The organism is Streptomyces sp. NPDC111802 (assembly GCF_055634335.1).
In genome coordinates, this window is the sequence record NZ_JBVKCZ010000011.1 from 32634 (window position 1) to 52346 (window position 19713).

Here is a 19713-nt window from a genome sequence, read left to right on the forward strand (position 1 = left end):
ATGGCCGCGAACAACCGCCGCATGTCCGGCAAGAAGGGCGCGCAGGTCGGCAGTGGCGGCCAGCGGCGCCGGGGCCTGGAGGGCAAGGGGCCGACGCCTCCGGCCGAGATGCGCAAGGGCCACGCCAAGCAGCGCGTGGCACAGGCGAAGGCGCGGCGCGCGCAGGGCGGCCGTCCGCCGGCCAGGCGCGGCGGCAAGGGCACCTCCGAGCTGGTCGTCGGCCGTAACCCGGTCGTCGAGGCGCTGCGCGAGGGCGTCCCGGCGTCGACCCTCTACGTCCAGCAGTTCATCGACAACGACGAGCGCGTCCGCGAGGCCCTCCAGCTCGCCGGCGAGCGCGGCGGCATCAACCTCATGGAGGCCCCGCGCCCCGAGCTGGACCGCATGACGAACGGCCTCAACCACCAGGGCCTGGTCCTGCAGGTCCCGCCCTACGAGTACGCCCACCCCGAGGACCTCGCCGACGCCGCCGCGGGCGAGGGCGAGGACGCGCTCATCGTGGCCCTCGACGGCGTGACGGACCCGCGCAACCTGGGCGCGGTCGTCCGCTCGGTCTCCGCGTTCGGCGGCCACGGAGTCGTCGTACCCGAGCGCCGCGCGGCGGGTATGTCGGCCGGCGCCTGGAAGACGTCGGCGGGCACGGCGGCCCGCACTCCGGTCGCCCGCGCCACGAACCTCACCCGTGCCCTGGAGGCGTACAAGAAGGCGGGCATCGTGGTCGTCGGCCTCGCCGCCAACGGTGAGGTCGAACTCGGCGACCTGGAGGCCCTGGAGGGTCCGGTGGTCATCGTGGTCGGCAGCGAGGGCAAGGGCCTGTCCCGCCTGGTCGGCGAGACGTGCGACTTCCGCGTACGCATCCCGATGCCGGGCGGCGCCGAGTCGCTCAACGCCGGTGTGGCGGCGGGCATCGTCCTGTACGAGGCGAACCGTCGACGCGTCTGAACAGGCATGCGTGGCGTCACCCGTGCGGGTTAATTCTGGTGACAGTGGTGCGACCTGCGCATCTTTGACGGGGTCCGGACAGATCGGACCGGTCAAAGCAGTGTCCTAACCTCACGTCACTCGGTTAGTTGAGCGTGGACACCAGAACACCCCGCACACCCACGGGGGACCGCTCGTCGGGATACGACGACGCTCCCGCGCTGAGCATGGTGAAGGTGCCGAGCGATCCGGCGCAGATCATCGTCAATCACGCGAGCTTCCGCGTGCTGCTGGGCGCGTCGACCGGGCGTGGCAAATCCCCGCAGATCGCACGGCACTTGAGCGCCACCGAGGACACCGCCCGCATCCCCGTCGTGGGCGCGGCCGGCAGAGCGGGCGTGGCTTCCGGCCCCCGCCGCCGGGTCGCCGTCTGGAACGGCACGTCCGCGCCCGACGACACCGGCGCACACCGCCTGCTCCAGGCCGTGCGGGACGGCAGTGTCCGCCACGGCGACGAACCGGCCCCGACCGGAGGCGGCACGCAGGTCATCCCGCGAGTCGACGTCGGCGGCGGCTATGACGGCCCGTACGGCGACGCCTACGACGACGAGATGGCGCAGACGGTCGAAACGCCGATCGTGGGGCCGCAGCGCACGCATGAGTCCCTCGAGACCAGACTGCTGCCGAACATGCGCACGGTCGAGAGCGCGTACGACGAGGAGTTCGCGTACGCGCCCGAGGAGTTCGAGCAGGCGGAAGGCGAGGACGACACCGGCACGCCGCCCAAGCGTCCCGGCGACGACCCGGCGCGGCACGCGTACTACCCGGGCCGTCGTATGAACCTCGGCGTGGTCCTGCTCCCTCTCCGGGTCTTCCTCGGCTTCATCTCGATCTACGCCGGCATGGGCAAGCTGTGCGACCCCGTCTACTTCGACGGCGGCAAGCGCGGCTCCATGGTCAAGTGGCTGAACACGCTGCACCCCTGGGAAGTGGCGGAGCCACTGCGCCAGTTCGCGCTGGAACACCCGGTGGGCTCCGGCCTGGTCATCGCGTTCTTCCAGGTCATCGTGGGCGTCCTCACGGTCCTGGGGTGCTGGCAGCGGGTCGCGGCGGTCGTCGGCGCCCTGCTGTCCGCGGCGCTCCTGGTCACCGTCAGCTGGAAGAGCGTCCCGGCCTACGACGCCCCGGACATCATCTATCTCGCCGCGTGGTCCCCGCTGATCATCGCCGGTGCCCCCGTCTACTCCATCGACGGCCGCCTCGCGGGCATGGCCTGGCGACGCCTGGGCCCCCGCTCCGACATCTGGGAGCTGCGCAACTACGTCCTGCGCCGTGGCGCCCTGGTCACGGCGATCGTCACCGGCCTGACCCTCCTGATCGGCTCCCTGCTGGGGGGCGCGGTCCGCGACGCCGACCGCGTGGTGGTTCCCGGCCCCGGCGAGGCACCGCGCAACGAACTCCCGGGTTCGCCCCTGCCGGAGGAGTCGCAGAGGCAGCGTGACAAGACGCCGTCGGCCTCCAACTCGCCCAGTCAGGGCGCGACCTCGGGGGCGGCCACGCCGTCCGGCGCGGCGGCCACGCCGGGCGCCACCAGCGACGCGGGCACGACCGGCGCGGGCACGCCCAGTCAGACCCAGGGCACGGAGGGCCAGGCCCCGCCCCAGCAGACCACCCCCGCCGACGAGGCCCCCAGCACCACCACCGGCCCCACCTCCGGAGGCCCCACCTCCGGCGGCGGCTCCACGGGCGGCTCCGGAGACGACGAACCGGGCCTGGTAGGTGGCCTGTTGGGGTGAACGGGCCGATGGACGGCCTACTCGGCACCAACCCCACCGGCTGACACGACGAGGGGCCCCGGACAGCATTCCGTCCGGGGCCCCTCGTCATGGCCCTTGAGCTACACACCGACGTCGAGAAGGCGGTGCACCCCGCCCCCGCCGGCGCCCGGGCTCAGCGCCCCAGAGCCGCCAGCTCCTTCGCCGCCTCCGTCAGATCCTTCGCCGTGTCGATGGCGCGCCAGTAGGCACCCTGAGGGATCGGGAACCCGGCCAGCCGCCGCTCGCGGGCCAGGTGGGGAAACGTCGTACGTTCGTGGTCGCCGCGCTCGGGAAGCAGGTCGGCGAAGGCGGGCGAGAAGACGTACACACCCGCGTTGATCTCGAACGTCGACGGCGGAGACTCGATGAAGTCCGTGATGTGCCCGAAGCCGTCCGTCTGCACCGCACCCCACGGAAGGCGCGGCCGCGCCAGAGCGAGCGTCGCCTCGGCGTCCCGCTCGGTGTGGAAGTCCGCCATGTCCCGCAGCGAGAACCGCGTCCAGATGTCCCCGTTCGTGGCGTACCACGGCTTCTCGGGGTGCGGCAGATGCGCCGCCGCGTACTTCAGCCCGCCACCCCGCCCGAGCGGCTCCGTCTCGACGACAGTCGTGACCCGCACCGGAAGATCGGCCGACTTCAGCCAGTCCTGCAGCACCTCGGCGAGATGACCGCAGCTGATCACCACATCCGTCACCCCCTCCTCGGCCAGCCAGGAAAGCTGATGGCCGATGATCGGCGTCCCCGTACCGGGGATCTCGACCATCGGCTTGGGCCGGTCGTCGGTGTAGGGGCGCAGCCGGGACCCCTGGCCTCCGGCCAGGATGACGGCTTGAACGGGGCGGGACGCGGCGTTCGGATCAGTCATGCCCGAACTGTACGCGGCGCCCCGCTCACGGCATTCGCCGGCAACCGTTCCTTGAAGTAGCCCCGAGGGCTATCCGTGGGCCGTGGCGACACCCGAGGCGAACGCCGTGTCGCACACGGGCCTGGAGTACGACTGAGCCCGCGTCGGACCGTACACGCGAACCGCCGCCCGTCCGAGGGCGCGGGCGATCGACGCGCAGTGCCGGGCGAGGGACGGCCGCTCGTCGACGGCCTGCTGGAGGTGGGTGAGGGCGACGCCCGGGTCCTTCTCCTGCAGCTCGGTCAGCAACTGGTCGCGCAGCACGTCCTGCGGGGCGCGCGGGGCGGCGTGCTTGGCGTCACCCGCGCTCGAGACGTCGGTCGCGGTGAGCACCGAGTCCGCGGGGTCCCCCGACCAGTTGACCCGGGTGACCGCGAGGGTCCCGGAGAGCACCAGGACAACGGGCAGGACAAGGGCGATGGTGCGGCCGAGCTGGCGGGCAGGGCCCCGGTGGCCGCGTCGTGTCTGTTGGGTGGTGGAGTGCTTCACGCGAGTGAGGGTAGCGTTCGGTGCTGATATGGCGACATTTAGTCACCGGTTCGGGGGACGAAGAGGCACTCAAACTACGGTGGCGTGTTGACGAACAGCGCTCGAAATGACCGGTATGCCGGGGTATTTGTCGACAACGAGAAGGGCCCCGCAGCGCTCTGCGGGGCCCTCTTCGTCAACCCGGGTGAATTACCCGGGGTTGTACTGCCGGTTTGTCCTCGGATGCGCTCAGTCGGAGAGCCGCTCACCCGTGGAGGTGGAGAACACGTGAGTCTCACCGGAACGCGGGACGATGTGCAGCGTGCTGCCCTTCTCCGGCACGTCACGGCCGCTGACGCGGACGACGAGGTCCTTGGAGTCCTCGCCCATCTTGGCGGTGCCGTAGACGTACGCGTCGGCGCCGAGCTCCTCGACCACGTTGACGGTGACCGCGAGACCCTGGTCGGAGTCGGCGCCGGCCACGTCGAAGTGCTCGGGGCGGACGCCGACGGTGACGGTCTTGTCGGGGGCGGCGGCGAGCGCGTCCCGGTCGACCGGCACGACGGAGTTGCCGAACTTCACACCGCCGTCGGTGATCGGGACCTCGACCAGGTTCATGGCCGGGGAGCCGATGAAGCCGGCGACGAAGAGGTTGGCCGGGCGGTCGTACATGTTGCGCGGGGTGTCGACCTGCTGGAGCAGACCGTCCTTGAGGACCGCCACCCGGTCACCCATCGTCATGGCCTCGACCTGGTCGTGGGTGACGTAGACGGTGGTGATGCCGAGACGGCGCTGGAGCGAGGCGATCTGCGTACGGGTCGAGACGCGGAGCTTGGCGTCCAGGTTGGACAGCGGCTCGTCCATGAGGAAGACCTGCGGCTCACGCACGATGGCGCGACCCATGGCGACACGCTGACGCTGACCACCGGAGAGCGCCTTCGGCTTGCGGTCCAGGTACTCCGTGAGGTCGAGGATCTTCGCGGCCTCCTCGACCTTCTTGCGGATCTCCGCCTTGTTGACGCCGGCGATCTTGAGCGCGAAGCCCATGTTGTCGGCGACGGACATGTGCGGGTACAGCGCGTAGTTCTGGAACACCATGGCGATGTCCCGGTCCTTGGGCGGCAGGTGCGTGACGTCGCGGTCACCGATACGGATGGCGCCGGCGTTGACGTCCTCGAGCCCCGCCAGCATGCGGAGCGAGGTCGACTTGCCGCAGCCGGACGGGCCGACCAGGACGAGGAACTCCCCGTCCTCGATGTGGATGTCGAGCGCGTCCACGGCGGGCTTCTCGGTGCCCGGGTAGATGCGGGTCGCCTTGTCGAACGAGACAGTGGCCATGGTGAAGGGCCCCCTTCTACCGGCAGGAACGTGCCGGACGATCCGTTGTAGGAAGGTGGTTGGTTTAGTCCACATGTGCGGACTGGATCTGGACGGTACCTGGCGTTCGCCTGGTCTGTCAGTACCTGGGGGCATGTGAACTTCGCGGAAATTTTCGACAGGGCCCCCTCGGAACCTGGGTACACTGCACGGGCGCGTGCGTGACAGCGCGTGCAGGCCTCCTTAGCTCAGCTGGTCCAGAGCGGCTGTCTTGTAAACAGCAGGTCGTCGGTTCGAATCCGACAGGGGGCTCTCTCTCACGGCGGGGCGGTTGTCGAATGACACCGCCCCGCACGTCTTTTCCCATTCCTTTTCGAGGCCCCATGTCCCCATTGGGACACGGGACATGCACCGGCGTGGAATAGGATCGCTACTGCTAGTGTTCGTTCAGTCACAGTGGGCAATCAGCCTCAATGTACATGTAATGAAATCCGAGGGTTCCATGCGCAAGCTTCACCAGGTCATGATCGCCGCAGCGGCTGCCGGCGGCCTGTCCGCCATCGGTGCCGGCACCAGCGTCGCCTACGACGTCACGCCGTCCGTGTCGGACCACTACCGTCCGTACCAGGAGTGCAGCCCCCAGACGGTGGCCGCGACCGATGTGCCGGTCGCCGTACTCGGCCTCTCCGAGACCTTCGACACCACCTGCGGTCAGTTCAACAACGCCTTCACCGGCTGAGGTCGGCGGCGTAGTCGTGCGCGACGCCTCTCGCGGGCCCCTTCGGGGTCATTCCCGAAGGGGCCCGTTCCTGTGCGGTTGCCCGGAGCGCGCCTGTGCTCCTGCGGCCCGTACACGTTCGCGGCGGCCCTGAACCGCGGTGCGGAGATGCGTGGTTGGTCCTTCGCGGGCCGACCGCCTTCGGGTCGGTCCTTGTCGATCCTTGACGGTCCTTGTCTGTCCTTTGTCAGTCAGTCCTTCACTTCGTAAGCGAACACCCCCACAAAGGAGACGCAACACATGTTCACCGGGAAGAAGTTCATGGCTGTCGCGGGGCTTCTCGGCGGCCTCGCCGTGACCTGTTTCGGCGCCACCCAGGCCCACGCGGCGGGTCCGGGCGCATGCACCCTCGATCCCCAGGGCAACATCATCTGCACCCAGCAGCTCACGGGTCAGACGCCCGAGGGTGACGGCTTCGTCCTCCGCCGGACGGTGAACTGCCAGCCGTCGAACCCCGTGAGCCTGCCCACGCCGGGTCTTCTGTCCAACGGCCAGACGAAGATCGGCCCCCGCATCACCTGCGCCGAGAACAACACCCCCATGACCGCGACCGCCCCCAGCGCCGAGGACAACGACCCGGACCCCGCCAGCCCGTTGCTGGCCCGCCTGTTGGGCTGAGCGTCTTCGAGCGGCGGATGGCCGGACCGGGTGAACCGGTCCGGCCATCCGCCGTTTTCGCGCCCGCACAAGGGAATTGTCGGCAAACGGGTGACCGGCCCGCACCGCCCGTGACTCGGCCGCGGTGCGGACTCGTTTTCTTTTCAGGGAAATCGGTGTGCGCACCGGTGCCTTGGCATGGGCCGACACGACACAGAGAAGGGGCAAAGGTCCCAAATTGCTACCGTTCGCTTGTATATGCTCACATTAAGTAGTCAAGCCAGGGCTTCGTGCCTGGGAAGAAAGGGTCTAACTATGCGCAGGTTTCAGCGCGTTGCAGTCGTAGCCGCAGCGGTCGCGGGGCTGTCCGCCTTCGGTGTCGGGGCCGGCAGCGCCTTCGCCCACGACGACTGGGACGGCCAGGCCGTCACCGCGGTGGCCAACTCGACGGCCAACGCCATGGCCACGTGGGGTGACACCCCGCACGACAAGGCTGCGGAGGGCCCGTACGCCGGTACGGCCGCCGCGCCGGAGGCCGCTCCCAAGGCCGCCGCGCCGGAGTACGGCTACGGCGAGTACTCCACCCCGGCCGCCGCTCCGGCCGCCGCCCCGGCGCCGTACGCCGCTCAGTAAGAGGACACCGAGCGTCGATGCGCGATTCTCAGGGCACAGGCGCATCGACACCCGTCGGAACACCGTATGCATGGCGCACGATCTGAAAGCCCCAACTCCTGGATCAGGTCTTGCAGTTCAACGGTGTGCTGGACAACACCCTTAGCAATCGCAGCCCGGACGCGCGGCAGACCCATCGGGGAGCGCGGCCGGGCTGTGGCATTTCGACCTTCTCCAAGGCAAAAGGAACGCAGCACATGATCGGTCGACAGAAGATCGCAACCGTCTCGGGGCTCCTCGGAGCCCTCGCCGTGATCTACGGCGGCGCCGCGCCGGCGTACGCCGATGACCCCAAGGGCAACTGCACGCTCACCGCCCAGGGGGACATCGTCTGTGTCAAGCAGAGCGAGGTCGTGCACAAGGACAAGAGCAACGGGTATGTCGTCCAGCAGAAGCAGGACTGCACCACGGTCGAGCGGCCGCGTTTCGTCGGCTCCGAGGACCGTCTGGTGAACGGCGGGTCCGTATCGGTCGGGCCGGTGGTGGAATGCAACAACAGGGCTGAGCTGCCGAAGGGCGTCAAGCTTCCCAAGTTCGATTTCTGACGCACTGACGGCAAATGCCGGATCGGGAGTGATCCCGATCCGGCATTTGCGTTGTGGGGTCCGGCTTACGTCACTTGCCGAAGGCGCTGTTGCTGCAGCCCATGCTCGAGCCCAGCGAGGTCTCCTGCGCGCCCGGGCTGCCCTCGCCGTTCAGCAGGTTGCCGCCCAGGCCGTTGGCGATGCCGACCTGGCCGAGGATGTCGACGTTGGCGTCGTGCGACTTGCAGTTCGTGCTCTGCAGGACGTCGATGCTGGTGCCCTTGCGGCCGTAGTCGCCGTCGGCGTGGGCGGCGCCGGAACCGAGGAGGCCGACGGTGCCGAGAGCGGCGACCACGACGGCGGCCTTGCGGAGCTTGTGCATGTTCATCTCCGGTGGAGTGGAGTTGGGCGTCGATCCGTGCGAGATCGACTTCGTACAATTACGGAGGCTAATAGGAAGTATTCCGACGCAATCGGCGGCACGCCCGAATTCGGGAAAGTCTCACCATCTTGGCCGATGGCCATGAATTATCGCGCCGGGTAAGTGAATCCGGCACAAAAAGGAGTCCCGGTACCGGGCTCGCGGCTCGGTACCGGGACTTGTTTTCCCGCTTCGGTCGTCTGCGCGACCGTCAGTGCCTTAGAAGGCGCTGTTGTTGCAGCCCATCGTCGAGCCCAGGTGCGTGTCCTGCGCGCCCGGGTCGCCCTCGCCGTTGAGCGCGCTGCCCAGCAGGCCGTTGAGGACGCCGACCTGGCCGAGGACGTCGACGTTCAGGTCGTGCGACTTGCAGTTCGAGCTCTGCAGCACGCTGTACTTGTCGCCGCCGCCCTTGCCGCCGTGACCGTCGGCGGTGGCCGTACCGGCGCCCAGAAGTCCGACGGTGCCGATGGCGGCGACCACGACGGCGGCCTTGCGAAGCTTGTGCATGTCATCTCCGGTGGAGTGAGGTGGGTGCGATCTGTAGGAGATCGACTTCGTACAGTTACCGGAGATTAATAGGAAATAATTGGACATGTATGAACGACGCGCCGAGGTTTGTGATCTCGCACGGGAAGCACCCGGAAGTCGCATCGCGGACGCCTGTGACCCGTTGCTGAAGTCGTCGGTCACGGCCTCCCGTTGAGGGCCGCGACGCTGTCTCAGTGCGTGTAGCGGGCGTGCGAGAGGGAGTTCGCCTGGCTGTTGGCCTGGTCGCAGTCGACGCCCTCGGTTTCGGCAGCGCCGAGTACGGCGACCGGGACGGCCGCGTTGAGCAGGGACTGCGGGCTGCACTCCTGGTACGGGCGGAACAGGTTGGCCTGCTCGATCGGCCCGGACGGCGCCACGGACGGCTGCGGATTGACCTGCGGGCTGATCTTCGGGCTCAGTTGGGGGTTGACCTGCGGGCTGACGTCGGCGCCCTCCCGGCGCGGCGCCGCCTGCCGCTGCGCGTGGGGCGAGTTGGAGGATTGCGCGCTGGCCTGTGAGCGGGTCCATGACGTGGCCTGGAGGTCCTGCTGCCCGACAGGTGTCGGAACATTGCCGTTGTACCCGACGGGAGCGTCGGCGACGCTCGGTCCGACGCCTACGGCCGACAGGCCACTGGCTGCTGCTACGACGAGCGCGACCTTGTGAAGCTTGCGCATGGAACTCGGCCCTTCATTGACCTGTGCATGGAACGTACGGAAATGCGGCTGCGATGGACCATCGCTCTCTCCTGGTGCGGAACGAGACAACCGCGATTTCAGTCACGTGGGTCGAGGTGTGGTCACCCAATTGCCGGACGGGTGTGTAAATCCGATGGATGGCAATGGAGTGACGGAATTGCGGATCCCGTGACCCGGCCCAGGAAATGTCGTTGCCAGTCGAGAGAGGGCAGCGACAGGAAATCAGAGAGAGGCAACGGGTTCCGCTGCCTGCTCCGGCGTGAAGTCCACATGACAGCTCAGGCATTACCCCTGTAAGGGCGCAGTACGAATATCAGACTGAGCACACGCAAGACTGCACTGAAATACATACGGATTTCCCTGTACAGGTAATGAAGGGCCGAGGGTTCCATGCGCAAGCTTCACAAGGCCGCGCTCGTCGTCGCAGCGGCCGGCGGTCTGACCGCCATCGGCGCCGGCGTCAGCGAGGCGGCCGAATATCCCGTCGGGTACGCAGGTGCCGCTCCGGCGCCCGCTCCCGAGTACCCGGCACCTCAGTACGCTCCCGCTCCTCAGTACGCTCCCGCTCCCCAGTACGCCCCGGCGCCGCAGTACGCTCCGGCCCCCCAGTACGCTCCGGCGCCGCAGTACGCCCCCGCGCCGCAATACGCTCCGGCCCCCCAGTACGCGCCGCAGCAGAGTGCCCCGCAGGTGACGGCGTCGGCTCGTTCGGCAGGTACCGCGCAGGCCAGCCGTCCGCACTACCAGCCCCAGCCGGCGCCGCAGTACATGGCTCCGCAGCCCGCCCCGCGCGAGCAGACCGGTTACGCCACCGCATCGGCCTCGTCGGGCGGTTTCGCGGAGGCCTCCGGGGCGCCGCACTCCGCCCCGCAGGCGGCGGCCCCCCAGGCGGCGGCCCCGCAGGTCGTGCCGCAGGTCACCCCGCAGACGGCCCCGCAGGTCATGCCGCAGGTCGCTCCGCAGGTCTCCGCGCCGCAGGTCTTCAACCCGGAGCCCCCGCCGCGGGTCGCGCCGCAGGTGAACCCGCAGGTGAACCCCGAGGTGAACCCGCTGATCAACCCGCTGGTCTCGCCGGCCAGCGCCCCGCAGGTGCCCGGGCTCGGCCTCGGACAGGTCGCGGCGCCTCCCGTGGGCCAGCTCGGCCTGCCCCGGCTCGGCTGACGGCTCTGCCGTAAGAGCCCACCGTTCCAACTCCCCTCGCTGCACACCCCATCTGTTCGACCAACGGAGAAGAAATGCGCAAGCTTCACAAGGCCGCCCTGGTGGGCGCCGTCCTCGGCAGTGTCGGCTCCCTCGGCGTGGGCACGGCCGCTGCCCACGGTGAGGCGATGGCCCACGACGTCGACATCACGCAGGGCATCGAATGCCGTTCGCACGACATGAACATCGACATCCTCGGCAATGTCGGTGCCCTCAACAGCGTGCTGGCCAACGCGCTCAACGGCGAAGGATCGCCGGGCGCGCAGCCCAGCCACCTCGGCTCGGACATGGGCTGTAACAGCCAGGCGCTCAAGTAGGCCCACGAAGCGTCCGGTTCAACGCCCGCTCCGTCACGGGGCGGGCGTTGATGCTGGCCCTGGAGATCCGGAGGGACCCGTGCGACTGTCCTGTGCCGACGAAATGCTGCTGCTGAACGGGTGCCCTGGAGTCATCGGGCTTGCGGCGGTCCTCGCCGGTGAGCGGCCCGACGTGGATCGCGTGCGGGCGCGGGTCGTCGAGCGGTGGGCGGGCCTGGAGCGGATGAGCCATGTGCTCGACAGGCGGGCCGGGCGGCGCGGGGGTGCGCGGTGGGTCGTACCGGGGCCGTTCGATCCGGTCGCGCAGGTCGCCGTGGCGCGGAGCGGGTTGGACGAGCTGTGGGCGCGGAGTGTGGACCGGCCGCTCGCCGACGGAGTGCCGCCCTGGCGGCTGTTGGTGGTCCCGGACGCGGCGCACGGCGGTGACTTCGCCCTGGCGCTGGTGGCCCAGCACGCGCTGCTGGACGGGCGCTCGCTCGCGACGTTGATGCGCTCGCTGATGGACGACCCCGCGCGGGCCGGGGAGTCGGGCCAGCCGGTGCCGTTGCCGCGCAGCGGGCTGGGGGCGGCCGGCCGGGAGCTCAGGGCGATGTCGGCGCCGGGGCAGGCCCTTCCGACGCGGGCGCCGGGGGAGACGTACACCTCGGTCTCGGTGAGTGAACTGCCCGCGCACACCGTGCGGTCCGCGCGCAGGCAGCCCGCCGACGGGCGCGGGGCGACGCTGAACGAGCTGCTGGTGGGCGCGGTGGCCGGGGCGCTGCGGGCCCGGTACGGCCCGGTGCGGGGGTGGCGGCAGCGGGACGTGCCCGTGTACACGGCCGTACCGTGCGATCTGCGCGGGCGGGCGAATCCGGGCGAACTCGGCAACACCCTCACGGTGGTCCGGGTCCCGTTGCCCGTGGACGTGGACGGACCGGTGGCGCGGCTGCGGGCGTGTCAGGCCGCGCTGGCCGGTGTCCCCGAGCGGGCCGCCGTGCACGCCACCGTGCTGTTCCCGGCGGCGGAAGCGGCACGGCGTACGGGGCCCTGGGTGACCCGGCTGCTGACCAGCCGTGGCCGGCACTCCTGTTTCGCGGCGACCGCGACCACGGCCATGAAGTGGCCCGGCGGAGCGAGCACCTTCCAGGGCTGCCGGCTCGTGCGCACGGTCGGGCTGCCGCCCTTGCAGCACCCGGGCACCGTCAGCTTCGCCCTCGCACAGGCAGGGGACGCGTTCACGCTCACCGCGGTGGGCAACGCGGGCCCGGACGACGCGGGTCGGCTCGCCGACGCGGTCGTCACGGAGTTCGAGACATGGGCTCGGACGGCGACGCCGTCAGTGCTCTGACGGCACCAGGAGATGGAGGCAGTTGCATGGAAGCCGCACGCCGTGAAAAAGGTGACGTATGGGAAGCGCTGCGCCCGTTGTGCGCGCGGGTGATGTCGGTGCCGCAGGAGGCGGTCGTGCCCGAGGCCCGGCTGGTCGCCGACCTGGGAGCCGACAGTCTGGACGTCACCGAACTGGAGGCGGCGTCCGAGGAGTTGTTCGGGGTGTCGCTGCGGGGGACGGACAAGAGCCGGGTGTCCACCGTGGGTGATGTCGCCGACCTCATCGTGCGGCTGCGCGCCGGCGCCGGTGACGTCCACAGCCCCCTCGCCCGATGACCGGCCGGCACGCCGTCGCCGTCACGGGGCTGGGCGTCCGCAGTGCGGCCGGGGCGACTCCGGCGGCGCTGTGGGAGAGCCTCCTGGACCGCCGTTCGGCGATCTCGCTGCACGCCTTCGACGACGAGGGCGGCGTCGTACACCCCGCGTCCGCGATGACCGGATTCGACCCCGCCGGTTATCTGTCGCCCAAGGAGACGCGGCGGGCGGACCGGTCGGTGCAGCTGGCCGTGTGCGCCGCCGTGGACGCCGTGGAGGACGCCGGGGGGCTGCATGTCGCTCCCGGGCGGCGGGCGGTGGTCACCGGTACCGGGTACGGCGGGGTGATCAGCCAGGAGGACGGCATCGGGCATCCCGATGTGCTCTACGCGCCCCGGCTGATGCACAACGCGGGGGCGTACTGGATCAGCGCCCGGCTCGGGGTGACCGGGCCCACTCTGACGGTCTCCACCGCCTGTGCCTCCGGGACGCACGCGGTGGGTGAGGCGATGCAGATGATCCGGGCGGGGTGCGCGGACGTGGTGGTGGCGGGCGGGCACGACAGCCCCCTGACGCCCACGACCGCGCTGGCCTTCGGACGGGCCGGGGCGATGGTCACCGAGTGCGAGGATCCGGCGTCCGCGTCACGGCCGTTCGACATCGGGCGGCGTGGCTTCGTCCTCGCCGAGGGGGCGGCGTTCCTGGTGCTGGAGCGCCTCGACCTGGCCCGTGCGCGCGGCGCCCGCATCCACGCCACCCTCACCGGGTACGGGCGCACCTCCGACGCCCACCACCTCACGGCGCCGCATCCTGACGGGGCGGGCGCGCGGGCGTGCATGGAGCAGGCGCTCGCCGACGCCGGTACGTCGGCCGAGGCCGTCACCCACGTCAACGCGCACGGCACCGGCACCGAGCTGAACGACCTCGCCGAGGCGCGGGCCATCAGCGCCCTGTTCGGCCCGCGCGCGGTGCCCGTGACCGCCCCCAAGGCGGTGACCGGGCACGGGCTGGGGCTGGCGGGAGCGCTGGAGGCCGTGATCACGGTCCTGTCGGTGCGGGAAGGGCTCGCGCCGCCGACCGCCCATCTCACGCGCCTCGACCCCCGCTGCGAACTGGACGTGGTCACCGGCGAGGCCCGCAAGATCCTGGACGGACCGGTGATCAGCAACAGCTTCGCCTTCGGCGGCCACAACGCCTGTGTCGTCTTCGACTCGCCCCACGTCTGACCGGCAAAGGCGGGGACTCTGGGGGGCCTTGGAACGGGAGGCTGTGGAAGATGAGGCTGACGGCCGTCGAGGAAGGGCATCTCCGCAACGGGCTGCCGGGGACGATCGGCATCGCCGCGGTGTTCCCCCAGGACGGGGGGCCGTTCGACGTGGCGCGGGTGCGGTCCCGGGTCCTTGACAGATGGGGTGCGCTGGAGCGGATGAGCCTGGTGCCGGTGCCTCCGGTCGGGCCCTCCGCGCTGTCGGGTCATCGGTGGTCGGCCGACCGGCCGTTCGACCCCGCCGCGCACATCGCCGTCACCGACCAGGATGTCGCCTCGCTGCTGTCCGACGGTGTCTCGCACCCCCTGCCGCCGGAACGGCCCCCGTGGAAGCTGCTGGTGACACGGCCCGCCGGCCCGACGGGCGAACACGCCGTGGTGCTGCTCGCCCATCACGCGCTGCTGGACGGCCGGTCCCTGGAGACCCTCTTCCGGCTGCTGATGGACGACGCCACGCCGCCGCGGCAGTCGGCGCCCGCCGCGGCTGCGCTACGGCGGCCGCGGGTCCCTCTCGCCACCGTGGGACGGGAGTTGCGGCGCATCGGGGCTCCCGGCCGGCCCGTGCCCGCGTCGTCCGGTGGCGACGACGAGGGCGATGGTGAACCGCGGCCGTCGGTGGCGGTGGTCGGGATCGACCCGCGGGTGATGCGAGCGGCCCGGCGACAGCCGGCCGGCGGGCGCGGGGCCACGCTCAACGAGCTGCTCCTGAGTACGTACGCCGGTGCCCTGCGCGCCTGCCACGGGCCCCTGCGTTCCTGGCCGAAGGGGCCGTCGTCCCCGCTGTACGCCACCGTGCCGGTCGACCTGCGGACCCGGCACGACGCACAGCGGCTCGGCAACGGCGTCACCGCGCTGCGCGTCGAGCTGCCCGTCGACCTCGACTCGCCGGTGGCCCGGCTGCGGGCCTGCCAGGACCAGGTCGCGGCGTTCGAGCACCGCTGCGACGCCCACCGCGCGATCCTTCCCGCGCTCCAGGCAGCCGCGCGTGCCGTGCCGTGGCTGGCCGGGGTGATGGCCCGGCGCCTGGCGCGCCCCGAGCTGACCACGAGTCTGTGCACGGCCTTCAAGTGGCGGGACATTCCCAGTCACTTGTACGGCCGCCCCCTGTCGCGTGTCGTCCCCCTGCCGCAGCTCTCCCCGCCGGGCACGGCGAACCTGTGCCTCGTGCACACCGCCGACGCCTACACGCTCACCGTCGTCAGCCATCTGCGCGCCGGTGACGCCCGGCTGATCGGCGATGCCGTGGTCCGGGAGCTGGAGGCGGTCGCGGCGGCCGGGGCGCCTGCCGCGCGGGCGGTCTGAGGATCGCGCGGGCTGGTCAGGGTTTTCGCGCGTCGTGTTTCTCAGGGTGCGGGCAAGTGCCGCCCGCCGCCCCGACCGGCGGCGGGTCCTTCAGGGGCGGGGCGTTGATGGGAGCGAGCAGGGCGGCGGTGAAGCGGTCGGCGCGCGGGACCTGGTAGGGGCGGGAGTGGTACGGTGGCGTGGTGGGGTGACACGGTCGGTCAGGCGCAGGTCGTTGTGCTGGTGCGTGACGATCTCGTACGCGTGGGCGAGATGGCGCTCCCCCACGGATCGCGGGCCAGGGGGAGCGTTCACGCCGTCGGGGGTGTGGAATCGGCGCCGAGTTTTGTCAGGGCCTCGTCCGTCAGGCGGTATACCGTCCACTCGTTCTGGGGGCGGGCGCCGAGGGACTCGTAGAAGGCGATGGACGGGGTGTTCCAGTTCAGTACGGACCACTCCAGGCGCTGGTAGCCGCGCTCCACGCAAAGCCGGGCCAGTTCGGCGAGCAGGGCCTTGCCGTGGCCGGCGCCTCGGGCGGTGGGGCGGACGTAGAGGTCCTCCAGGTAGATGCCGTGGACGCCGCGCCAGGTGGAGAAGTTCAGGAACCAGACGGCGCAGCCGACGGTCTCGCCGGTCGCGTCGTCGGCCGCGATGTGGGCGTAGGCCGCGGGGTGGTCGCCGAAGAGGGCCTCGTGGAGTTGTTCCGGCGTGGCCTTCGCCTCTTCCAGCACTTTCTCGTACTCGGCGAGTTCGCGGATCAGGGCGTGCAGATCGGGGACATCGGCGGGCGTGGCGGGTCGGATCATGGGGTGAGGCTAACCAGGGTGGTTCCTCAGGCGCCTCGCGATTTCCAGATGGGCGGCGAGCGGGTCGCCGTCCTCCTCCATCTGCCACAGCGAGTTCTGCAGGACCCGGCCCAGCGTCCAGGCACGGGCCCGGCCCCGGTCGAGGCCGAGGACCCCGGTCATGGCGTCGAAGCGCCACTCCACCTCGTCCGCCTCGAAGCGGTTCCACAGCACCGGGAACAGGTCGAACCCGGGGTCGCCCGCGAGCGGCTTGGGGTCGATGGCGAGCCAGGGAGCCCGGTCGGAGGCGAGGACGTTCTCGAAGTGCAGGTCCCAGTGCAGCAGCCGGTCACCGGGCTCGCCGGCGACCTCGCGCACCGCCGCCGCGCAGTCCGCGACGAGCCGGCGGGTATCGGGGTCGGGGATCCCTTCCAGAGCCGCGGGCGTACGGTGCAGCATGGCCGCGGCGATGTCACCGAGCCGGCGCATGCCCGGTGGGGCGGGGGTGGCGGTGAGCTGGGCCAGCAGCCGGGCGACGATCAGCGTGGCCGCACGGGAGTCCGGCAGGTCGTTCAGCAGCCGGTCGGGGTCGAGCCGCTCCAGCAGCAGCGTGCCCGTCGCGTCGTCGGACTCCAGCAGCCGGACCGCCCCGTCGCCCCGCCATGCCCGCAGCGCCACTGGTTCGCCGACGGTCTCCTCGTCGACGTCCTGGAGCTTGAGCACGGCCCGCGTCCCGTCGGTGGCCAGCACGGGCAGGACCAGCGCGCAGCGGCCGTACATCGTCGGCCCGTCCTGCCGTAACCCCCAGTGCTCCAGGAAGCGGGCGGCCCGTTCGGCGAGGGCGATGACGTAGGCGCGTCCCGCCTCTCCGTCGTACCGCACGTGCTGGGCGATGAGCTCGTCCGGAATGTCGATCACTTTGCGACCCTACTGGGGTGCCGGAATCGGCTCACGCGAATTGACGCCGGCGTGCAGCGAACGCCCCGGGTCAGGCCACCGGCTCCGGCACCGGCGGCTGATGCTCGGCGCCGTGTTTCGGGGCCTTAGCCGTCACCATCAGGGTCGCGACCACGCCGGCCAGGAGCATGATGGCGGCGGCCCACCAGATGGCGACGGTGTAGCCGTGTACGACGCCCTCCTTGGTGACCAGGGCCCGCTGCGCCGGGTCGGTGAGGTGGGCGGTGATGTAGGCAGCGCTGCTGGTGGTGGCGATCGTGTTCAGCAGGGCCGTACCGATCGAGCCGCCCACCTGCTGCGAGGTGTTGACGGTCGCCGAGGTCACACCGGAGTCCTGCGGGGCCACACCCGCCGTCGCCGTGGCGAACACCGGCATGAAGATCAGGCCCATGCCGAGGCCCAGCAGGATCAGGGCGGGCAGGATGTCGCTCGCGTACGAGGAGTGCACCGTCAGCCGGGTCAGCAGCACCATGCCGACCGCCGCCAGCAGGGCGCCCGGGCCCATGAGGACGCGGGGGGCGACACGGGGCAGGAGGCGGGCGGCGATCTGGGTGGAACCGGTGATGATCGCGGCGGTGAGCGGGAGGAAGGCGAGGCCGGTCATCACCGGCGAGTAGTCGAGGATGACCTGGAGGTAGTAGGTCATGAACAGGAACAGGCCGAACATGCCGATCACGGCCAGCGCCATGGTGAGGAAGCAGCCGGCGCGGTTGCGTTCCTTGATGATGTGCAGCGGCAGCAGCGGCATCGGGGCCCTGGTCTGCCACCAGACGAAGATCGCGAGGAGCGCGATCCCCACCGCGAACAGGGTGAGGACCATCGGGTCGGTCCAGCCGCGCGGCTGCGCCTCGGCGAATCCGTAGACGATGGCGACCAGTCCGCCGCAGCCGAGCAGCACGCCGGGCACGTCGAGGCGGGCGCCCGGGTGGGTGGGGCTGTCGTGCAGCAGGGCCAGGGCGCCGATGACTGCGATCACGGCGATGGGCACGTTGACGTACAGGCACCAGCGCCAGTTCAGGTACTCGGTGAGCAGGCCGCCGACGATGAACCCGATCGCGCTGCCGCTGCCGGCCAGGGCGCCGTAGATGCCGAAGGCCTTGCCGCGCTCCTTGGGGTCGGTGAAGGTCGTGGTCAGCAACGACAGGGCGGACGGGGCCAGTACGGCGGCGAAGACGCCCTGCAGGGCGCGGGCGCCGAAGAGCATGCCGGACGTGGTGGCGGCGCCGCCCAGCGCGGAGGCGGCGGCGAAGCCGACGAGGCCGATGACGAAGGTGCGCTTGCGGCCCACAAGGTCGGCTATCCGTCCGCCGAGCAGCAGCAGGCCGCCGAAGGCCAGGGTGTAGGCGGTGATCACCCACTGGCGGTTGGCGTCGGATATGCCCAGGTCGCTCTGCGCGGACGGGAGCGCGATGTTCACGATCGTCGCGTCGAGGACGACCATGAGCTGCGCGAGCGCGATGATCACCAGACCCCACCAGCGGCGGGGGTCGGCATCCCGGGTGTGTTCACCCGTTCGGGTGACGGTCACCCGGCCAGAAGACCATGATTCGGCGGGGGTCGCATCTGGGGAGTGCTGGCCTTTCGGATCTTGGTGCTGGTCTTTCGGATCTTTCGGACGTGGCGAGGGCTTGCGGCCGGTCATGGCTCCAGCACCACCTTTCCGGTGGTCGCGCGGTTTTCGAGGGCGCGGTGCGCGGCTGCCGCCTCGGCGAGCGGGAAGCGCTGCACGGCCGGGGTGAGGCGGCCCGCGGCGGCCTCGGCGAGGGCGCGCAGTTCGAGGGTCTGTACGGGGTTGGGGCCGCCGGCCCGGCGCATCATCGCGGGGCCGAGGACGTTCTCGGAGACGCCGTCGACCAGGTAGGGCTCACCGTCGCGCAGCCCCTGGCCGGACCAGTCGAAGACGAGGTGCCTGCCGCCCGGCGCGAGCAGGGCGACGCCCTCGCGGGCCACGTCGCCGCCGACGCCGTCGAAGACGACCGTGGCACCCCGGCCGCCCAGGAAGGCGCGGACCTTTCCGGGCCACACCGGGTCCGTGTAGTCGACGGCGAGATCGGCGCCGTTGTCCCGCACTCGGGCCGCCTTCTCCGGTCCCCCGGCCAGCCCGACGACCACGGCGCCGGCGTTCTTCGCGTACTGCACGAGCAGGGTGCCGATGCCGCCCGCCGCCGCCGGGACCAGGACCACCGCGTCCGGGCCGAGGTCGGCGAACTGCAGGATCCCCATCGCCGTACGCCCCGTGCCGATCATGGCGACGGCCTCCGCGAAGTCGAGGTTCTCCGGGATCTCGTGGACTCGGTCGACGTCCGTGACGGCGAGTTCGGCGTAGCCGCCCGGGGCGAACCCGAGGTGGGCGACGACGCGCTTGCCGAGCCAGAGCCGCGCCACGCCCTCGCCGAGGGACTCGACGACTCCGGCGACCTCACGGCCGGGGATCGTGGGCAGCGTCGGCGGCTCGGGGGCCGGGCCCTGGACGCCCTCGCGCAGAGCTGTGTCGAGGAGGTGGACGCCGGCCGCCGCCACGGCGATCCGGACCTGGCCGGGTCCTGGTACGGGGTCGTCGAGCTCCTCGTGGGTGAGGTTCTCGGCCGGGCCGAAGGAGTGCAGACGGATGGCGTGCATCGGGATCCCCCATGAGACG

General features: G+C 70.8%; 22 protein-coding genes and 1 tRNA gene. 13 read left to right on the forward strand and 10 right to left on the reverse strand.

The features are described 5' to 3' along the window. Together rlmB and ACZ7NC_RS13990 are read left to right on the forward strand one after the other, a co-directional pair. Positions 1-942, forward strand: a complete 942-nt coding sequence (gene rlmB, locus ACZ7NC_RS13985; protein ID WP_471487945.1) for a 23S rRNA (guanosine(2251)-2'-O)-methyltransferase RlmB — start codon at positions 1-3, stop codon at positions 940-942. A 134-nt stretch (positions 943-1076) separates the two neighbouring features. After that, on the forward strand, positions 1077-2717 hold the full coding sequence (locus ACZ7NC_RS13990; RefSeq protein WP_471487947.1) for a DoxX family protein: 1641 nt from the start codon (positions 1077-1079) through the stop codon (positions 2715-2717). Between the two features lie 154 nt (positions 2718-2871). Here ACZ7NC_RS13990 and ACZ7NC_RS13995 read toward each other — a convergent pair whose 3' ends face one another. The 3 genes from ACZ7NC_RS13995 to ACZ7NC_RS14005 form a co-directional block, all read right to left on the reverse strand. After that, entirely contained in the window at positions 2872-3603 is a 732-nt protein-coding gene (locus ACZ7NC_RS13995) for a nucleotidyltransferase family protein (RefSeq protein WP_471487949.1), read from the reverse strand. A gap of 69 nt (positions 3604-3672) precedes the next feature. Beyond that, complete coding sequence (locus ACZ7NC_RS14000; RefSeq protein WP_471487951.1) at positions 3673-4131, reverse strand: hypothetical protein; 459 nt, start codon at positions 4129-4131, stop codon at positions 3673-3675. Between the two features lie 228 nt (positions 4132-4359). Beyond that, positions 4360-5448 carry an ABC transporter ATP-binding protein gene (locus tag ACZ7NC_RS14005; RefSeq protein WP_471487953.1) on the reverse strand — a complete coding sequence of 363 codons (1089 nt, stop codon included), beginning with the start codon at positions 5446-5448 and terminating at the stop codon, positions 4360-4362. 216 nt (positions 5449-5664) lie between these two features. Between ACZ7NC_RS14005 and ACZ7NC_RS14010 the strand changes: the two genes are divergently transcribed. From ACZ7NC_RS14010 to ACZ7NC_RS14030, 5 genes are all read left to right on the forward strand, one after another. Further along, positions 5665-5739: transfer RNA gene (locus ACZ7NC_RS14010), tRNA-Thr, on the forward strand. A gap of 190 nt (positions 5740-5929) precedes the next feature. Then, on the forward strand, positions 5930-6166 hold the full coding sequence (locus tag ACZ7NC_RS14015; protein ID WP_471487955.1) for a hypothetical protein: 237 nt from the start codon (positions 5930-5932) through the stop codon (positions 6164-6166). 279 nt (positions 6167-6445) lie between these two features. Beyond that, positions 6446-6823 (forward strand): hypothetical protein, encoded by a 378-nt coding sequence (locus tag ACZ7NC_RS14020; RefSeq protein ID WP_471487957.1) that lies wholly within the window; start codon positions 6446-6448, stop codon positions 6821-6823. A 294-nt stretch (positions 6824-7117) separates the two neighbouring features. Next, positions 7118-7435 carry a hypothetical protein gene (locus ACZ7NC_RS14025; protein WP_471487959.1) on the forward strand — a complete coding sequence of 106 codons (318 nt, stop codon included), beginning with the start codon at positions 7118-7120 and terminating at the stop codon, positions 7433-7435. Positions 7436-7545: 110 nt separating this feature from the next. Continuing rightward, positions 7546-8019 (forward strand): hypothetical protein, encoded by a 474-nt coding sequence (locus tag ACZ7NC_RS14030; RefSeq protein WP_471487961.1) that lies wholly within the window; start codon positions 7546-7548, stop codon positions 8017-8019. Positions 8020-8089: 70 nt separating this feature from the next. Here the strand turns inward: ACZ7NC_RS14030 and ACZ7NC_RS14035 are convergent, their stop codons facing one another. From ACZ7NC_RS14035 to ACZ7NC_RS14045, 3 genes are all read right to left on the reverse strand, one after another. Then, positions 8090-8380, reverse strand: coding sequence for a hypothetical protein (locus ACZ7NC_RS14035; RefSeq protein ID WP_471487962.1), 291 nt, complete (start codon positions 8378-8380; stop codon positions 8090-8092). Between the two features lie 258 nt (positions 8381-8638). Next, positions 8639-8926, reverse strand: coding sequence for a hypothetical protein (locus tag ACZ7NC_RS14040; RefSeq protein WP_471487964.1), 288 nt, complete (start codon positions 8924-8926; stop codon positions 8639-8641). A 212-nt stretch (positions 8927-9138) separates the two neighbouring features. Then, the gene (locus ACZ7NC_RS14045; RefSeq protein WP_471487966.1) at positions 9139-9624 is read right to left on the reverse strand and encodes a hypothetical protein; all 486 of its coding nucleotides are present in this window, start codon (positions 9622-9624) and stop codon (positions 9139-9141) included. A gap of 411 nt (positions 9625-10035) precedes the next feature. Between ACZ7NC_RS14045 and ACZ7NC_RS14050 the strand changes: the two genes are divergently transcribed. From ACZ7NC_RS14050 to ACZ7NC_RS14075, 6 genes are all read left to right on the forward strand, one after another. Then, positions 10036-10806: a hypothetical protein gene (locus ACZ7NC_RS14050; RefSeq protein ID WP_471487967.1), complete on the forward strand. Its 771-nt coding sequence runs from the start codon at positions 10036-10038 to the stop codon at positions 10804-10806. Between the two features lie 74 nt (positions 10807-10880). Continuing rightward, the gene (locus ACZ7NC_RS14055; RefSeq protein ID WP_471487968.1) at positions 10881-11162 is read left to right on the forward strand and encodes a hypothetical protein; all 282 of its coding nucleotides are present in this window, start codon (positions 10881-10883) and stop codon (positions 11160-11162) included. Positions 11163-11241: 79 nt separating this feature from the next. Beyond that, positions 11242-12489, forward strand: coding sequence for a wax ester/triacylglycerol synthase domain-containing protein (locus ACZ7NC_RS14060; RefSeq protein WP_471487970.1), 1248 nt, complete (start codon positions 11242-11244; stop codon positions 12487-12489). Positions 12490-12515: 26 nt separating this feature from the next. Next, positions 12516-12806 carry a phosphopantetheine-binding protein gene (locus tag ACZ7NC_RS14065; protein WP_471487972.1) on the forward strand — a complete coding sequence of 97 codons (291 nt, stop codon included), beginning with the start codon at positions 12516-12518 and terminating at the stop codon, positions 12804-12806. After that, a complete protein-coding gene (locus tag ACZ7NC_RS14070; protein WP_471487973.1) occupies positions 12803-14011 on the forward strand; it encodes a beta-ketoacyl-[acyl-carrier-protein] synthase family protein in 1209 nt (402 codons plus the stop codon). The genes ACZ7NC_RS14065 and ACZ7NC_RS14070 overlap by 4 nt, the downstream gene beginning before the upstream one ends. 50 nt (positions 14012-14061) lie before the next feature. Continuing rightward, the gene (locus tag ACZ7NC_RS14075; RefSeq protein WP_471487974.1) at positions 14062-15354 is read left to right on the forward strand and encodes a wax ester/triacylglycerol synthase domain-containing protein; all 1293 of its coding nucleotides are present in this window, start codon (positions 14062-14064) and stop codon (positions 15352-15354) included. Positions 15355-15644: 290 nt separating this feature from the next. Here the strand turns inward: ACZ7NC_RS14075 and ACZ7NC_RS14080 are convergent, their stop codons facing one another. The 4 genes from ACZ7NC_RS14080 to ACZ7NC_RS14095 all read right to left on the reverse strand — a co-directional run bounded on the left by ACZ7NC_RS14080 (position 15645) and on the right by ACZ7NC_RS14095 (position 19694). After that, positions 15645-16139 (reverse strand): GNAT family N-acetyltransferase, encoded by a 495-nt coding sequence (locus ACZ7NC_RS14080; protein ID WP_471487976.1) that lies wholly within the window; start codon positions 16137-16139, stop codon positions 15645-15647. Between the two features lie 9 nt (positions 16140-16148). Beyond that, positions 16149-17036, reverse strand: coding sequence for an aminoglycoside phosphotransferase family protein (locus tag ACZ7NC_RS14085; RefSeq protein WP_471487978.1), 888 nt, complete (start codon positions 17034-17036; stop codon positions 16149-16151). A 70-nt stretch (positions 17037-17106) separates the two neighbouring features. After that, positions 17107-18540, reverse strand: coding sequence for an MFS transporter (locus ACZ7NC_RS14090; protein WP_471488294.1), 1434 nt, complete (start codon positions 18538-18540; stop codon positions 17107-17109). Positions 18541-18713: 173 nt separating this feature from the next. Next, positions 18714-19694, reverse strand: coding sequence for a zinc-binding dehydrogenase (locus tag ACZ7NC_RS14095; RefSeq protein ID WP_471487979.1), 981 nt, complete (start codon positions 19692-19694; stop codon positions 18714-18716). Positions 19695-19713: the final 19 nt, after the last annotated feature.

Bases quoted from the DNA above. Each gene is read 5' to 3' on its own strand.
- ACZ7NC_RS14055 (WP_471487968.1), top strand. From the start codon at position 10,881: ATGCGCAAGCTTCACAAGGCCGCCCTGGTGGGCGCCGTCCTCGGCAGT.
- ACZ7NC_RS14005 (WP_471487953.1), bottom strand. From the start codon at position 5,448: ATGGCCACTGTCTCGTTCGACAAGGCGACCCGCATCTACCCGGGCACC.
- ACZ7NC_RS14045 (WP_471487966.1), bottom strand. From the start codon at position 9,624: ATGCGCAAGCTTCACAAGGTCGCGCTCGTCGTAGCAGCAGCCAGTGGC.
- ACZ7NC_RS14015 (WP_471487955.1), top strand. From the start codon at position 5,930: ATGCGCAAGCTTCACCAGGTCATGATCGCCGCAGCGGCTGCCGGCGGC.
- ACZ7NC_RS13995 (WP_471487949.1), bottom strand. From the start codon at position 3,603: ATGACTGATCCGAACGCCGCGTCCCGCCCCGTTCAAGCCGTCATCCTG.
- ACZ7NC_RS14035 (WP_471487962.1), bottom strand. From the start codon at position 8,380: ATGCACAAGCTCCGCAAGGCCGCCGTCGTGGTCGCCGCTCTCGGCACC.
- ACZ7NC_RS14025 (WP_471487959.1), top strand. From the start codon at position 7,118: ATGCGCAGGTTTCAGCGCGTTGCAGTCGTAGCCGCAGCGGTCGCGGGG.
- ACZ7NC_RS14070 (WP_471487973.1), top strand. From the start codon at position 12,803: ATGACCGGCCGGCACGCCGTCGCCGTCACGGGGCTGGGCGTCCGCAGT.
- ACZ7NC_RS14080 (WP_471487976.1), bottom strand. From the start codon at position 16,139: ATGATCCGACCCGCCACGCCCGCCGATGTCCCCGATCTGCACGCCCTG.
- ACZ7NC_RS14040 (WP_471487964.1), bottom strand. From the start codon at position 8,926: ATGCACAAGCTTCGCAAGGCCGCCGTCGTGGTCGCCGCCATCGGCACC.
- ACZ7NC_RS14050 (WP_471487967.1), top strand. From the start codon at position 10,036: ATGCGCAAGCTTCACAAGGCCGCGCTCGTCGTCGCAGCGGCCGGCGGT.
- ACZ7NC_RS14075 (WP_471487974.1), top strand. From the start codon at position 14,062: ATGAGGCTGACGGCCGTCGAGGAAGGGCATCTCCGCAACGGGCTGCCG.
- ACZ7NC_RS14065 (WP_471487972.1), top strand. From the start codon at position 12,516: ATGGAAGCCGCACGCCGTGAAAAAGGTGACGTATGGGAAGCGCTGCGC.
- ACZ7NC_RS14095 (WP_471487979.1), bottom strand. From the start codon at position 19,694: ATGCACGCCATCCGTCTGCACTCCTTCGGCCCGGCCGAGAACCTCACC.
- rlmB (WP_471487945.1), top strand. From the start codon at position 1: ATGGCCGCGAACAACCGCCGCATGTCCGGCAAGAAGGGCGCGCAGGTC.
- ACZ7NC_RS14020 (WP_471487957.1), top strand. From the start codon at position 6,446: ATGTTCACCGGGAAGAAGTTCATGGCTGTCGCGGGGCTTCTCGGCGGC.